The sequence below is a fragment of the Photobacterium lipolyticum genome (assembly GCF_003026475.1).
Taxonomy (GTDB): domain Bacteria; phylum Pseudomonadota; class Gammaproteobacteria; order Enterobacterales; family Vibrionaceae; genus Photobacterium; species Photobacterium lipolyticum.
The window spans coordinates 185,141-198,333 of sequence record NZ_PYMC01000007.1; the positions used below are offsets into that span (position 1 = coordinate 185,141).

Sequence of the window (13,193 nt, forward strand, 5' to 3'; positions counted from 1 at the left end):
TCCGGACCGAAAAGCGGAAGTGTAATAACATAATAATAGCCTCTTTTTTCTGACCAAAAGTAGTTTAGAATTCATCATACTAATTAGGTACAGGCTAGGCGACCTGCACCTCTCCCCTGTCCCTATCATCGAGAGTTTTCATGTACAAAATTGTTGCTTCAGATCTAGACGGTACGCTTTTAACCCCGGACCATAAAATCACCCCATTCACCAAAGACGTGCTTAATCGCTTACACCAGCAAGGCAAAGACTTTGTTTTTGCCACCGGGCGTCATCACATTGATGTGGCGGGTATGCGTGAACACCTGGGGATCCCTGCGTATATGATCACCTCAAACGGTGCCCGGGTACACAACAGTCAGGGAGAGGTGGTATTCCAACAGGATGTACCGGCAGAGGTTGTTAAAACCCTCATAGAGATGACCAAAGACGATAATGAAATGAAAATCCATATTTATCGTAACGATGACTGGCTGCTCAGCGAAGAAGACGACAGTTTAAAAGACTTTCATGACAACTTTAGCTACCAGCTTTTTGACGTCAACAACCCGCCACTGGAAGGGGTTGCCAAGGTCTTCTTTATTCGCCATGACGCAGATCACGACAAATTGGTAAAATGGGAAAATCGATTCAAAGAGCAACTGGCTGGGCGGGCCAATGTTGCGTTCTCCACCCCGTGGTGCTTGGAAGTGATGGATGCCGGCGTTTCCAAAGGCCATGCGCTGAAAGCGGTTGCCGAGGAAAAAGGCCATGCGCTGAATGATTGCATCGCTTTCGGTGACGGTATGAATGATGTCGAACTGTTAACCATGGCCGGTAAAGGGCTGGTGATGGGTACCTCCCACGAGAAAGTGAAAAAAGCCCTGCCAAATCATGAAGTCATCGGCTCTAGTAGTGATGAAGCCGTCGCCCATTACCTGGCTAACAACTTACTGTAATACGCCCCACCCCCCCCAAAAAGCTGCTCCAGGCAGCTTTTTGAGGTTAACGAACCGTCGATCGTGAAGAGGTATTTGAATGACACACCCATGGATTCGGCTAGCCTTACCCTTTGCTGCAATTGCCGTCTTAACGGGTTGCTCAACAGCATCATCACCGGAGCCTTCAGACCCGATATCTTCAAGCGCCATCGAGATCACCGCGGAATCCGCAGAAAAAACAGCTGATGGCACAACCGTTCAAGCCTTTATGATGCGCGGTATGGTCATCCTCGGCCATGAAAGCAACAGTATCCAACCTTGTGGCAGCAGCCAGCAATTCTGGCTCAACACGCCAATTTCCGATCGCGAGGCACTGGCCCTGATCACCCCGCAAGGGTATCAGGCCATGTATGCCGAAGTGATCGGTTACTTAGAGCCGGCACCGACAGAAGGGTTCGCCGCCGACTACGACGGCCGTTTTAACACCAAGCAGATCAACCTGATTTCAGCCGAAATGAGCGGCGGGTGCAAGCAACCGCCGCACACCACGCGCGCTTTTGGCAATGAGCCTGGCTGGGCCGCCGAAATTAAAGACAGTCACGTAACCCTGCTGCAAATAGGGCAGGATCGCCAGAGTCAAGCCATCACCAGGCAATCGGCCGTTGCCGGCAAACAGCAATACCATGGCAAAGACTTCGATCTCACCTTAACCAAAGCACAATGTAGCGACACCATGAGCGATGCTCTGTTCGGTTGGCAGTCGGTGCTTCAATGGCAAGGCAAGCGGTATCAGGGATGTGCGACCTTAGGCGCAACGGATGTCACCCTGCACTGGGCCGGCCAATACCGTAGCAGCGCTCAGGGGAGTTCGGGGCTGACCACCATTGTCACCCTTAATCCGGATCACTCTGCCACCACGACCTATGATTATCAGAATGAGGATCCGAGTATTGTGGAAACCGGCTTCTGGCAACAGGCGGGAGAAAATACCGTACAGGTGATGATGACCGAACATCAGGGCCGGCGCCTTAACAGTGAGCGTCTGTTTACCCTCGCCGGAAAGCGTCTCACTGTGTATGAAGAAAGGATCAACGGCCAGACCTACAGTTTAGGCCGTGAGGGGTTGCAGTTAGACAAGCAATAGTCACCGGCAGCCGCAAACCGCCCGCTTGCTCTTATCGCCAGGGATGTGCCAGACTCCCCCGGCGATATACCCCAACTACTTCCAGAGAAATCATATTATGTCTTGCCCGCGCTGTGGCTTTCACCATAACTGCATCTGTCATGTTGAGCCGCAACTGAGCTGCAATGCTCGCTTTATCCTGCTCACCCACCCCAAAGAATGCCATAAAGACACGAATACCGGTGTCCTGCTAGAGCGCACGTTGCCTCATTGCCAACGTTACCTCTGGGATCGGGTCAATCCGCCGCAAGCATTATTGCAACAGCTCAGCGACAGTCAGTTTCAGCCCTGGCTGTTATTTCCCAGCGATGAACAGCACCCGGCCAGCCCTTTTCAACCCACACCCGGCACAATCCCGCTGTTTGTGATCCTTGATGCCACCTGGCAGGAAGCTCGGAAAATGGTACGCAAAAGCCCCTGGCTGGCAGCACTGCCACGACTGGCCTTAGCCCCGCAACACACATCGGCCTACCAGCTACGACGCAACCAGCAAGCCGGTAACCTGTGTACCTGTGAAGCCGGTATTGCACTACTGGAGCTTCTGGCTGAACCACAACAAGCCACACAGCTTCATCGCTATTTCACCGCATTTAGCGACGTATTCCATGCCGATAAAAGTGGCCATACCAAGCAATAACCATCAATGCCACTGCATGCCACAACTAATGACGGCCAAATTATGACTAATGTTGCTCCTCCCTGTTTATCCACTATACTTTAACCGACCAATCAGTCGGTTTCATGGCGCGTGCCGGGCATAACAAGGCAAACAGAGAGGGAACAGTGATGACGATAGCAGAACCGATAGTCAGCAATTTAGATAATGCAGCCATGCAAAATACATTAAAGGAGCAACGCAGCCGCTTCCTGGCCCAGCCGATGCCGGATCACGCGCTGCGGATCAGCCAGCTTAAAGCACTCAAACACGCCTTGCTCCAGCATAAAACCGCATTATGTGAAGCGCTCAATCAGGACTATGGCCAGCGCAGCCAACAAGATAGTCTGATGGCCGATATTCTGCCTTGCGTGATGAATATCAGTTACACCATCAGGCACCTGAAGAAATGGATGAAGCCGTCCAAGCGTCATGCCGGTTTATTGCTGGCGCCGGGAAAAGTCGAAGTGGTTTACCAGCCGCTCGGCGTCGTTGGTATCGTGGTACCGTGGAACTTCCCGGTGATGCTGAGCATTGGCCCGTTAATTACTGCCCTGGCTGCCGGTAACCGCGCGATGATCAAACTCAGTGAATTTACCCCGCACACCAATAAAGTGTTGCGCAAATTACTGGCTGAGATCTTCCAGCCTCAGCAAGTGGCCGTCTTTGAAGGTGAGGCCGATGTGGCCGCCGCCTTTAGCGCATTGCCGTTTGATCACCTGATTTTCACCGGCTCTACCGCCGTCGGCCGCCATGTCATGCGCACCGCCGCTGATAATCTTACCCCTGTCACCCTGGAGCTGGGCGGGAAATCACCGACCCTTATAGCCCCGGATATGCCCGTTGGGCTTGCTGTCGAGCGGATGATTTATGGCAAAAGCCTCAATGCCGGCCAGATCTGCGTGGCGCCGGATTATGTCTTGGTTCCGGAAGATAAAGTCGATAACTTTGTCGCGGAATACAAAAAACAGTTCAATAAAATGTACCCGAAGGGTGTTGCCAATAAAGACTTTGCTTCAATCATCAATGAACGTCAGTACCAGCGCCTGAGCAGCTGGCTCGAAGAGGCTGAACACAAAGGGGCCACCGTGATCCCTTGTCATGAGCATAACCGAGATGATCTGCAACACCGGATGATCACCCACCTGGTACTTAATACCAGCAACGAGATGACGCTGATGCAGGAAGAAATTTTCGGCCCGTTACTGCCCGTGATTCCTTACCGTGAGGTGAATGATGCACTGGAATACATCCAGCAACGCCCTCGCCCGCTGGCACTGTATCTGATGAGTTTCGATGCTGAGCTGCAACAACGGGTTAAAGCCACCAGCCATGCCGGAGGTATGTGCATCAATGAAGCAGTGTTCCATGCCGCGGCCGATGATGCTCCGTTTGGCGGTGTCGGATCGTCAGGGATGGGGCACTACCATGGTAAAGAAGGCTTCCTGACTTTTTCTAAAGCCAAGACAGTACTCAGCCGGGGCAAGATCAATACCGCCAAGCTGGTTACTCCACCCTATGGTGGCTGGCTGCAAAAAATGATGCTGGCTTTCTTTTTACGTTAAACTTTATCTTTCCCTTAACACTGTACCGCACCAGTCTGGCTCTGTCAGACTGGTTCTTTACCAGCCAAACCGAAGAATCCCAACATGGCCACTGAAAAGAAACAGCAACTGTTAGACACCGCACTCAGCCTTTTTGTCGAGCAAGGTATTCAGGCTACCGCCACCGCCAAAATCGCCAAGCAGGCCAATGTCGCCACAGGTACCTTGTTTCACCACTTTGCCAATAAGCAAGAGCTGGTTATGACGCTATACCATGAAATCAAATCGGATCTCGGCCAGGCGATTGACCAACCCGAGGCTAATGATGATTTGCATGCTCTCGTGCACCATTACTGGCAACGAGCCTTGCAATGGGCCGTCGATAACCCGCAGAAATTGCAGTTTTTACAGCAGATTGCCAACAATCCGCAATTTGGCATCAGTCAGCAGCAAGAAGTGATGAGCTCTTCCATGGCCTTTCTGATTGATGTGATTAAGCAGGGACAACAGCAGGGGGAGCTGGCGAGCCTGCCACTCGATTTGGTGCTCAACTATTGCCACTATCATTACCTGGCAACCGCAACCTTGTTTGTTGAACAACCGGAACTAGCCCGCCAGCAAGCCTATCAGGACGGGGCGTTTCAGATGTTCTGGCAAGGGTTGGCAGCCATCCGGGAGCAGGCATAAAAAACGGGAGCCATGCTCCCGTTTTCTATTCAGCCCGGTAATTATGCCTGGTTACGTGCGTACTGGTTTAACTCATCAACGCTAACCGCAGTAACAAATTCACCGTCGAGATAGAAGTTCACATCCTCACCCGCTTTCTCGCCACGCAATACGGCACTTTCACCGTTACGGTAAGCAACGCTCATTTCCAGCGTTTTCTCATCTAGCTGGCGGAAGCTTGCTGCTTCAATATTGCTGTTCTGAATACTCGCCAGCGGAGCTGAAGTCAGTGACTTGTCGAGGCTACCATTCACTTTGAAGATCGCATCTACAGGCAGATCGGCAACGGCATGTGATTTTCCTGTAATTGGATTTTTGCCGGTCCAGAATTCAATCGAGTTGAAGATGAACAAGTCAGCCGTTGCCGCGAGGCCATAGACCGGGCTCAGCAGTACAAACAGACCCGCACGGCCGTAACGGTTATCAACAGCGGCTAAGTTCGCTTTCGTCACCAGCTGAGAGGTTCCCATCTGCCCAATACACCCTGTTAATGATGTCGCTAAGATAGTCATGGCAACCACTTTCAACGCTGTCTTTCTCATGTCCGGCTAACTCCGACTTTAATAATAATGAATAAAAAACCGAGGCTAACTTGGTAAGTTTGCCCCGATGTGTGTATTTACAAAGTAAATCATTCAGTCAGTTAAGATGCGTGCGTATATAGGGCTTCTCTTGAAACAGCTAATCTCTAGCCTATGATGGTTGCACGCCTGCTGTCCTTATCGTGTTAACAGCTTTTTAGGCATCACACTTTGGGCTGGTTTTCAGTAGCTTGGTCTTACTGATTAAGTTCATCATTTTGTAAAAAACAAATAAAAAGTTGGCTATGATAACTGAACTCAATTCGAATATAGCAGTAAGGATTATTTGAGCGCTTCAACAAAACCGTTGTGGGCTGGATGGGATAAGCCGTTGCTTATTAGACGTTTTCTCTTCGAGTAAAGCCCTGTCAAAATGGACAGGGCTTTGTCATCAGTCCAAAGTGGCTAAGAAGCCGCTTTTTTTCTGTTCGTTAAGCTGTTGCTGAAGCTGTAGCAAGCAGTTTTTGCTTTTTTATTCTTCTGGCAAGTGTTGCAGAGCAGGCAAAGCCTAACAGGCTGAATGCCATCATGGTACTGAATACATAGTTATATCCAGTAATTCCTTCGAAATTATCCAGCATCCAGCCGTAAAGCGTATAAGCGAACATAGCCGGCATGTACCCGATAATACAACCAAAGGCCATGGCAGAGCCGGCGTACTTACGCGGTGTTCCAATTTCATCCATTGGTGCAAAGAAAATTGCACGTTGAGAGAAGATGATCGCACCAAAGCCTAACGTTGCGGCCATACCTAAGTAAACATTCATAGAATCATGTGGTAACTGTATGAAAATGAAGATAGCAATAGCCGAAATAAGGAAAGTCCATTTCAAATAGACTGTCGGAGATTTAACAACCTTATCTGCCAGGAAGCCGCCAATCGGACCACCGACCATTTTTAGTGCGTACTGGTTGACGATGCCGTAGGCACCAACAAGAGCTACAGGAAGGGCGTAAATATCCTTCAGGAACGGGATAAAGTAGGTCAGACCACAATAAGCTGCATAGACAAAGAAAACACCGAATGAAGCCAGCCATACGTTAGGGCAAGTAAGTACGTGCTTAATGCCTTTAAGGACTTCGATATTTGCATTTGCATTATCCTTGCTTTCAACCTTGTCATCATTATCAACGATAAAGTAGGTGATTATACCGACAGCGATAGTGATCAACGTATAGTAAATCAGGCCAGCCTGCATGCCTGCTTTACCTTCACCAAATTGAACAAATACGAACAGTGCGCCAGAAGCGACGATGACATCAACGACGCCACGTCCAGCCTCTAGGAAACCGAACATACGCCCTTGCTCTTCCTTGGTGCCAAGCAGTCGAACGGCTTTGAGTAATACAGGCCAGTAAAGAACGTCAGCGAAGAAAGCCATTGCCGCAAAGCAAATTAAGTACCCGGTGAACGGAGGCAGCGTAGACAGATAAAGGCCACATAAACCAACCCCGATCAAGCCCACGGGTAAAAGAATTTTTTTAGAAAAACGGTCCGCGATATATAGCGACAGGAAAAGACCCGCGGTCTGGACAATGGTATAAACAGTAAAACTCATACCAATTTGAGTATTTGTCAGCCCCCAATCTTCCTGCATTGGAACGTAGAACACATCTTTCATACTGGACAGTTTAAAGATGGTACCGCCACCTAAAATAAGGAAGCACAGGCGTATCCATTTATTCATCAACATGAAAATATATCCTTACTTTTTATATATAACGGCTTCTACTTCAATCAGTACGTCTTTAGGCAGGCGAGCGACTTCGACGCAAGAGCGGGCCGGGAAAGTGCCACCGGAAAAGTAGTCAGCATAAATTGTATTGAACGTGGCGAAGTTTTCCAGATCGCTAATAAAGCAAGTTGTCTTTACCACGTCAGACATAGTGAGATCAGCGGCAGCAACAATGGCTTTCAGGTTTTCCATCACCTGCATAGCTTGCTCTTCAATGGTTGTGCCAACGACAGAACCGTCTTCAGTGCTGAACGGGCAGCAGCCTGACACATAGACATAATCACCAGCCACTACAGCTTGAGAATATGGACCAATAGCTTTTGGGGCATGGTTTGTTTCTATTATCATAATTATTCCACTTCAGTTTTTGATACTTTTGTTTTGTTAAAGGATTATTTTTATATAAATCTGTACCTAGGATATTAATTTAATAAAACCCCATTACTAAAAGATGATATTTTAGATGTAAATAATCACTCCACTTTTATTGATGGAGTAAATTAAATTTGAATGTGAACTTTATTTTGTTATTTAGACCAAGTCATTACACTGGTTGCGAATATAAGTAATTTGGTCCAACGCATGCATTTTTTCTAACTCTAATCGCTCGTCAAGGTATTCCGCATCAGGCAGCGGGGTAAAACTAGCATCACGCCAAGGAATCCATGGGTTCCCACCTTCATCATCAAAGCGAAATGCAGGTGCGTAATAATCAACTTCTTCTTCCAGACCAAAAGATGTAATTTGTTGTCGTTCTTCACCTAGCATAAGTAATTTTATGAGTAACTCCTTGATCGGTAAATCACCTTTTCCTGTGCGGCATGCTTCATGAGCCCAACCTGAACCCTCTCTGATAATTTTGGCATCTTTTACATGAACCTGAGTAATATAAGGAGCCATAGCATCAAGTGCTGACAATGGTAATTCATTCGCATTTATCATATTTGCAAAATCAAAGAGTATTGATAGATTTTTCATTCCGCTATTCTTAACCAGCGTGACCAACTCGTGACTTTTAAGATCTTCGTGTTGTTCTATGGTAAAGCTCAAGCCACAGTTGTCATATTGTCGTAAATAATCCAGATCTACCGATATTTTAGTAAGTACATCATATAGATAACCCTCATAACGAGGATAAAAACGTACCGAGCTCGCTCCTGTAGCCCTTGCAATACGAATAGCCTCATCCAATGTATCTTTATCAGAAGCACTAGTTTCAATATGAATATCCAAACCATATTCTTGAGCTTTTGATTTAAACTTAGTTAATTCTTCTAAACTAAGTTTTTGAAGAGACTGCGATTCACCATCTTCGACGTGGATTTTCACTCCACATAAATCCTGCTGATGGGCAATATCGAGTAAGTCACTAGGTATTAAACGTTCGTACCGCATATTCAGATGGAAAGCATAAGCGTGTAAATACAATGGTATATTGCGAGCACGCTCTACAAGTAATGAATGATCAATATTTTTCATGACTTCCCTTATAAATCCTCAATGACTAATTCAACTGATTCAAAACGCCAATATTCCAAGTCGACTTGAACCACTTTTTTATCGCTTGTTGCACGATGTTTTTCGATTAATATCCCAAAAGAGTTTGGCGCGACCCCCAACTCCTTACAGGCAAATAAATGCATATTCACAGGTTTGAATGACAGTTTTTTTAATGTTAGAACTTGTCCATACTCTTCTTCCCATACTTTAGCAAATGACTGGCCTTTCAATTTCTTGATGAAATCTGGTGCAAAATTAGCGTCAATATAGGACTCATGGTAAAACACCTTGTGTTTATCAAGACCACACCACCCCGTCACTTTGTATGTATTTTCCTTTAGAGGAAATACTTGTTTTATTTCTGATGGTAACGATTGAGCTAAATCTTGTTCTAAGTATCCCCAAAAAGGTTGTCGTCCTTGTTTTATTGCTTCTGCATTAAAACTGGAGAGAGCTTTTGGGTTATACACAAACCTACTAGGCGTAATAAACCAACCACTTCTATTCTTTCTGAAAATCCGTGATTCCACCTCCAGCTCTATTAGTACTTGCCGTAATGTCATTCGCTTAGTATCTAATAGTTCGCATAATTCCCTTTCAGAAGGTAATTTTGCCCCAGTTGGTAAGTTGGCCTTCAATAACCAAGCTTCAAAACGCTCACGAGTAGCATCCACATAATTAGTTACTTCCACCGAAACCCTCATCTGGTTTAAACCAATTTGCATTTTTGTGTAGAATAGTCCTGCCAGTGAAATTCTCAAGATCTTTCGAAAACAAAATCGTAATTTTGTGGAGTTTGTAACAAAGTTTGAGGGAGCCACTGAAAAGTCATTGGTAATGCAAGACCTACCGCTAAGTGACTAATCGATTGGATGCTTGGTGCCAGCTGGCATACGCTTCGGTGATGCTCAGCCTGCGTTACTTCTCTTCCATGCTTCGAGATCATGAGGAAGGCATTTATAATTACGATACTTGCGGCTTAACCAGTGCCTCTATCGAAGCTGGCAAGTATCTATTGGAATGTTGAGAGGAAGAACGAGGGGGCTAGCAGAGGTGCCTAATACTTCAAATTAGTGAATATTCTAACTCATTTATGTCCCTTTTTGAGATATATACCGACCAACTTTACCTTTGGTGTCGGGATAAAACAAAGACAAACCTGCAACTATATAACCTTTAAATTCATATGATTATGTTAATAGCGGAATTGTCTTCGTTTAATTCAAAATGTCTTCGTTATAATTTCACGATTACACTTACGCATGCTGGCCGGCAACATAGCCGGAACTCCACGCCCACTGGAAGTTATAGCCGCCCAGCCAACCGCTGACGTCCATCACCTCGCCCGCAAAGAACAGACCCGGCACTTTCTTCGCTTCCATCGTTTTTGATGACAGCTCATCCGTATCGACGCCACCCAAGGTCACTTCTGCCGTGCGGTAGCCTTCCGTGCCGTTTGGCGCGATCGCCCACTGATGGAAATATGCGGCCATCGCGGTAATCTCTTTCTCGTTATACTGCTTCAACGGCTTGTCTGACAGATCCCCTCGCTCAATCAGGGCCTCAATCAGGCGTTTTGGCAACAGCCGCGACAGCGAGTTTTTCAGGCTCTGGTTCGGGTGTTTCTCGCGCATAACGTTGAAAGTTTCCGCCAGATCGAGATCCGGCAATAAATCAATGGTCACCTTCTGTCCCGGCGTCCAGTAAGACGAGATCTGCAGGATCACCGGGCCGGACAAGCCGCGGTGAGTAAATAGCAGGTTTTCCTTAAAATGGGTGCCGTCTTCGGCGTCAACCGCCACCGGGATCGCAATACCCGATAATTCAGCAAAAGCCTCTTTTTCTTCTTTATGCAAAGTAAAAGGCACCAGTCCGGCCGTGGTCGGCACCATCTTCAGGCCAAACTGCTCAGCGACCTGATAGCCAAGCGGGGTTGCACCCAGCTTCGGCATCGACAGGCCGCCGGTGGCAATCACCAACGACTCACATTCAACGGTATTGGCGTTGAGCTTGAGACTAAAGCCTGTTTCCGTCTTGCTGATACTGTGCACATCACAGCGATAGCGCTGCTCTACCGTTGGCAGATCACACTCTGCCAGCAGCATGCTGACGATCTCTTTGGCTGAATCTTCGCAGAATAGCTGGCCGTGATCGCGCTCTTCATAGCCAATGTCATGCTTGGCGATCATGGCGATAAAATCCCACTGGGTGTATTGCGACAGTGCCGATTTCACAAAGTGCGGGTTGCGGCAGACAAAATTATTCGCCGCCACATCATAGTTGGTAAAGTTACAGCGGCCACCACCGGAGATCAGAATTTTCCGTCCCGGCTTTTTACCGTGATCGACCACCAGCACAGAGCGTCCCCGCTTACCAGTTTCCGCCGCGCACATCAGCCCTGCCGCGCCTGCACCAACAATCACTACATCAAACTTGTCTGCCATCTCTGTACCTAAACCCTGAATCACCTTGCAATGAAAAAGGGATGCCTATACCTACCGGTCAGCATCCCTTTCAATAATTGCATTTATTTTAACCGCCTCGCCCGTGAATACCAACCGTAATTCTATAAATACGGTGACGACTCCAGCTATATGCCCAGATAAGCCACCACAAAAATAGAAACAAAAAAGACCATCAGAAAAGTACTGGCCAGTACAAACAACTTACGTACTTTGACGCATTTGGCTATAAAGACAGGATCATGATGCTTTTGATATTGCTGGCTGCGTATATAGTGAAACAGACGGATCTGCTTGCTGACGTTCCCCTGAGAGGTGAAAAACCCCCGGCCGTCAACTTGCTGATAAAGTAGCGGGTCACATTCCCGCATCACCGCCAGCAGCGTCTTCAAGGTGCTGATATATCTGGAGACATTAACAACAGCAACTAAGAACAGTGCCAATAAAAAGGCATCACCACTAATCATAACAAACCCCCAAACAACTTCCGTCACAAGCTGGGGGAGCAGAGAGGACGCAAGGCTACGCCCTCAGAGCTGTTAGCCAGCCTGTGTATCCATCACAGATGTTGACTCAGCTTTGGCCATGGCAGCCAGGTCTTTATCAATAAAGAACAGTGCCTTACCATCTTCACCAACCAGCTCAATCTTATCCAGAATCCCTTTGAACAATTTTTCTTCTTCATGTTGCTCTGAGACATACCACTGTAAGAAATTAAATGTGGAGTAGTCCTGAGTCGTAAATGCAACATGAGCCAGCTTATTAATTTTTTCCGTGATCAGCTGCTCGTGCTCATAGGTTTCACGGAAAACGGCACCCAACGAAGCAAACTCATGCTTTGGTGCCTCTATCGCACCAAGCAGCGGCATTGAACCGGTTTCACTCACATACGTGAACAAACGTTGCATGTGCACCATTTCTTCAACAGCATGGGAACGAAGAAATTCTGCAGCACCTTCAAAGCCCTTATCTTCACACCACGCACTCATCTGCAAATAAAGGTTTGAAGAGAAGAACTCCAGATTGATTTGCTCGTTCAGTTTCTCAACCATTGTTTGAGCTAACATTGCACTACTCCTATCTATTTTAGTGTAATAAACACATGGCTACTGTGCATAACTAAGTTTGCAATTCGTGCAAACAAAATAATCGCTTAATATCCCCTTGTATCACATAACATACGAACTAGATTAAAAAAAAGCTTAAATTTTAGAGTGATTTATTATCAGCATCACATTGCCCCATCTGCATTAAGGATGCGACTCAGCCGATATTTTTCCCTTATACTCAGTGCTAGCATGAGAAAAAACCATGATAAGGAACGCAAGGTATGGCTTATAAACACATTTTAGTCGCTATCGATCTCTCTGAAGACAGTTTCGTTCTGGTCGATAAAGCAGCCCAGCTCGCCAAGTCGCTCGACGCAAAACTCTCCCTTATTCATATTGATGTCAATTATGCCGAACTCTATACCGGCCTGATTGACATCAATCTGGCTGATGCCCAGCACCGCATGGCTGACGATGCCCAGAAGCAACTGCACCTACTGGCCAATAAGGCTAACTACCCGGTTTCCCATACTCTGGTAGGCAGCGGTGATCTTAGTGACGAAATCTGTCTGGCCATCAATGATCTGGATGTGGAAATGGTGGTCTGTGGCCACCATCAGGACTTCTGGAGCAAAATCCTCTCTTCCACCAAGCAGCTGATGAACCACACCCCGGTCGATCTGCTGATCGTTCCTCTGAAATAAAAAAAGGTGTTTTGAGTATATACCCGGCGAGCAGGGTTCAATCTGTTCGCCTTATCTCTGCTCGACGGCTCTCCCTCTTGATTTTTCCATATTTCAACGGTGCAAATTCGGTTAAACTAGCGCCACCTATAGA

The 13,193-nt window shown here is 47.1% G+C and carries 14 protein-coding genes; 6 read left to right on the forward strand and 8 right to left on the reverse strand.

What is annotated here, in order from left to right:
• Positions 1-116 precede the first annotated feature (116 nt).
• The 5 genes from C9I89_RS11840 (at position 117) to C9I89_RS11860 (ending at position 4,989) form a co-directional block, all read left to right on the forward strand.
• Complete coding sequence (locus C9I89_RS11840; RefSeq protein ID WP_425440414.1) at positions 117-938, forward strand: Cof-type HAD-IIB family hydrolase; 822 nt, start codon at positions 117-119, stop codon at positions 936-938.
• Positions 939-1,017: 79 nt separating this feature from the next.
• Positions 1,018-2,064 carry a COG3650 family protein gene (locus tag C9I89_RS11845; RefSeq protein WP_107283568.1) on the forward strand — a complete coding sequence of 349 codons (1,047 nt, stop codon included), beginning with the start codon at positions 1,018-1,020 and terminating at the stop codon, positions 2,062-2,064.
• A 97-nt stretch (positions 2,065-2,161) separates the two neighbouring features.
• On the forward strand, positions 2,162-2,740 hold the full coding sequence (locus C9I89_RS11850) for a tRNA-uridine aminocarboxypropyltransferase (protein ID WP_107283569.1): 579 nt from the start codon (positions 2,162-2,164) through the stop codon (positions 2,738-2,740).
• A 149-nt stretch (positions 2,741-2,889) separates the two neighbouring features.
• Complete coding sequence (locus tag C9I89_RS11855) at positions 2,890-4,323, forward strand: coniferyl aldehyde dehydrogenase (RefSeq protein ID WP_107283570.1); 1,434 nt, start codon at positions 2,890-2,892, stop codon at positions 4,321-4,323.
• Between the two features lie 84 nt (positions 4,324-4,407).
• Positions 4,408-4,989, forward strand: coding sequence for a TetR/AcrR family transcriptional regulator (locus tag C9I89_RS11860; RefSeq protein ID WP_107283571.1), 582 nt, complete (start codon positions 4,408-4,410; stop codon positions 4,987-4,989).
• A gap of 41 nt (positions 4,990-5,030) precedes the next feature.
• On the opposite strand, the gene C9I89_RS11865 is transcribed toward C9I89_RS11860, so the two are convergent.
• The 8 genes from C9I89_RS11865 to ftnA all read right to left on the reverse strand — a co-directional run bounded on the left by C9I89_RS11865 (position 5,031) and on the right by ftnA (position 12,374).
• On the reverse strand, positions 5,031-5,570 hold the full coding sequence (locus C9I89_RS11865) for a DUF3332 domain-containing protein (protein WP_107283572.1): 540 nt from the start codon (positions 5,568-5,570) through the stop codon (positions 5,031-5,033).
• 470 nt (positions 5,571-6,040) lie between these two features.
• Positions 6,041-7,303: an MFS transporter gene (locus C9I89_RS11870; protein ID WP_170107688.1), complete on the reverse strand. Its 1,263-nt coding sequence runs from the start codon at positions 7,301-7,303 to the stop codon at positions 6,041-6,043.
• A gap of 12 nt (positions 7,304-7,315) precedes the next feature.
• Positions 7,316-7,699 carry a RidA family protein gene (locus C9I89_RS11875; RefSeq protein ID WP_211315248.1) on the reverse strand — a complete coding sequence of 128 codons (384 nt, stop codon included), beginning with the start codon at positions 7,697-7,699 and terminating at the stop codon, positions 7,316-7,318.
• A 177-nt stretch (positions 7,700-7,876) separates the two neighbouring features.
• On the reverse strand, positions 7,877-8,824 hold the full coding sequence (locus tag C9I89_RS11880) for a sugar phosphate isomerase/epimerase family protein (protein ID WP_107283574.1): 948 nt from the start codon (positions 8,822-8,824) through the stop codon (positions 7,877-7,879).
• 8 nt (positions 8,825-8,832) lie between these two features.
• Positions 8,833-9,537: a UTRA domain-containing protein gene (locus tag C9I89_RS11885; RefSeq protein WP_107283609.1), complete on the reverse strand. Its 705-nt coding sequence runs from the start codon at positions 9,535-9,537 to the stop codon at positions 8,833-8,835.
• 564 nt (positions 9,538-10,101) lie between these two features.
• Positions 10,102-11,289, reverse strand: a complete 1,188-nt coding sequence (locus C9I89_RS11890; protein ID WP_107283575.1) for a BaiN/RdsA family NAD(P)/FAD-dependent oxidoreductase — start codon at positions 11,287-11,289, stop codon at positions 10,102-10,104.
• 146 nt (positions 11,290-11,435) lie between these two features.
• Positions 11,436-11,774, reverse strand: coding sequence for a universal stress protein UspB (gene uspB / locus C9I89_RS11895; protein WP_170107689.1), 339 nt, complete (start codon positions 11,772-11,774; stop codon positions 11,436-11,438).
• A 72-nt stretch (positions 11,775-11,846) separates the two neighbouring features.
• Positions 11,847-12,374: a non-heme ferritin gene (gene ftnA / locus C9I89_RS11900; RefSeq protein ID WP_107283576.1), complete on the reverse strand. Its 528-nt coding sequence runs from the start codon at positions 12,372-12,374 to the stop codon at positions 11,847-11,849.
• Between the two features lie 263 nt (positions 12,375-12,637).
• Between ftnA and C9I89_RS11905 the strand changes: the two genes are divergently transcribed.
• Positions 12,638-13,060 carry a universal stress protein gene (locus C9I89_RS11905; RefSeq protein WP_107283577.1) on the forward strand — a complete coding sequence of 141 codons (423 nt, stop codon included), beginning with the start codon at positions 12,638-12,640 and terminating at the stop codon, positions 13,058-13,060.
• Positions 13,061-13,193 lie beyond the last annotated feature (133 nt).

Bases quoted from the DNA above. Each gene is read 5' to 3' on its own strand.
- C9I89_RS11880 (WP_107283574.1), bottom strand. From the start codon at position 8,824: ATGAAAAATATTGATCATTCATTACTTGTAGAGCGTGCTCGCAATATA.
- uspB (WP_170107689.1), bottom strand. From the start codon at position 11,774: ATGATTAGTGGTGATGCCTTTTTATTGGCACTGTTCTTAGTTGCTGTT.
- C9I89_RS11905 (WP_107283577.1), top strand. From the start codon at position 12,638: ATGGCTTATAAACACATTTTAGTCGCTATCGATCTCTCTGAAGACAGT.
- C9I89_RS11845 (WP_107283568.1), top strand. From the start codon at position 1,018: ATGACACACCCATGGATTCGGCTAGCCTTACCCTTTGCTGCAATTGCC.
- C9I89_RS11860 (WP_107283571.1), top strand. From the start codon at position 4,408: ATGGCCACTGAAAAGAAACAGCAACTGTTAGACACCGCACTCAGCCTT.
- C9I89_RS11890 (WP_107283575.1), bottom strand. From the start codon at position 11,289: ATGGCAGACAAGTTTGATGTAGTGATTGTTGGTGCAGGCGCGGCAGGG.
- ftnA (WP_107283576.1), bottom strand. From the start codon at position 12,374: ATGTTAGCTCAAACAATGGTTGAGAAACTGAACGAGCAAATCAATCTG.
- C9I89_RS11850 (WP_107283569.1), top strand. From the start codon at position 2,162: ATGTCTTGCCCGCGCTGTGGCTTTCACCATAACTGCATCTGTCATGTT.
- C9I89_RS11870 (WP_170107688.1), bottom strand. From the start codon at position 7,303: ATGTTGATGAATAAATGGATACGCCTGTGCTTCCTTATTTTAGGTGGC.
- C9I89_RS11865 (WP_107283572.1), bottom strand. From the start codon at position 5,570: ATGAGAAAGACAGCGTTGAAAGTGGTTGCCATGACTATCTTAGCGACA.
- C9I89_RS11855 (WP_107283570.1), top strand. From the start codon at position 2,890: ATGACGATAGCAGAACCGATAGTCAGCAATTTAGATAATGCAGCCATG.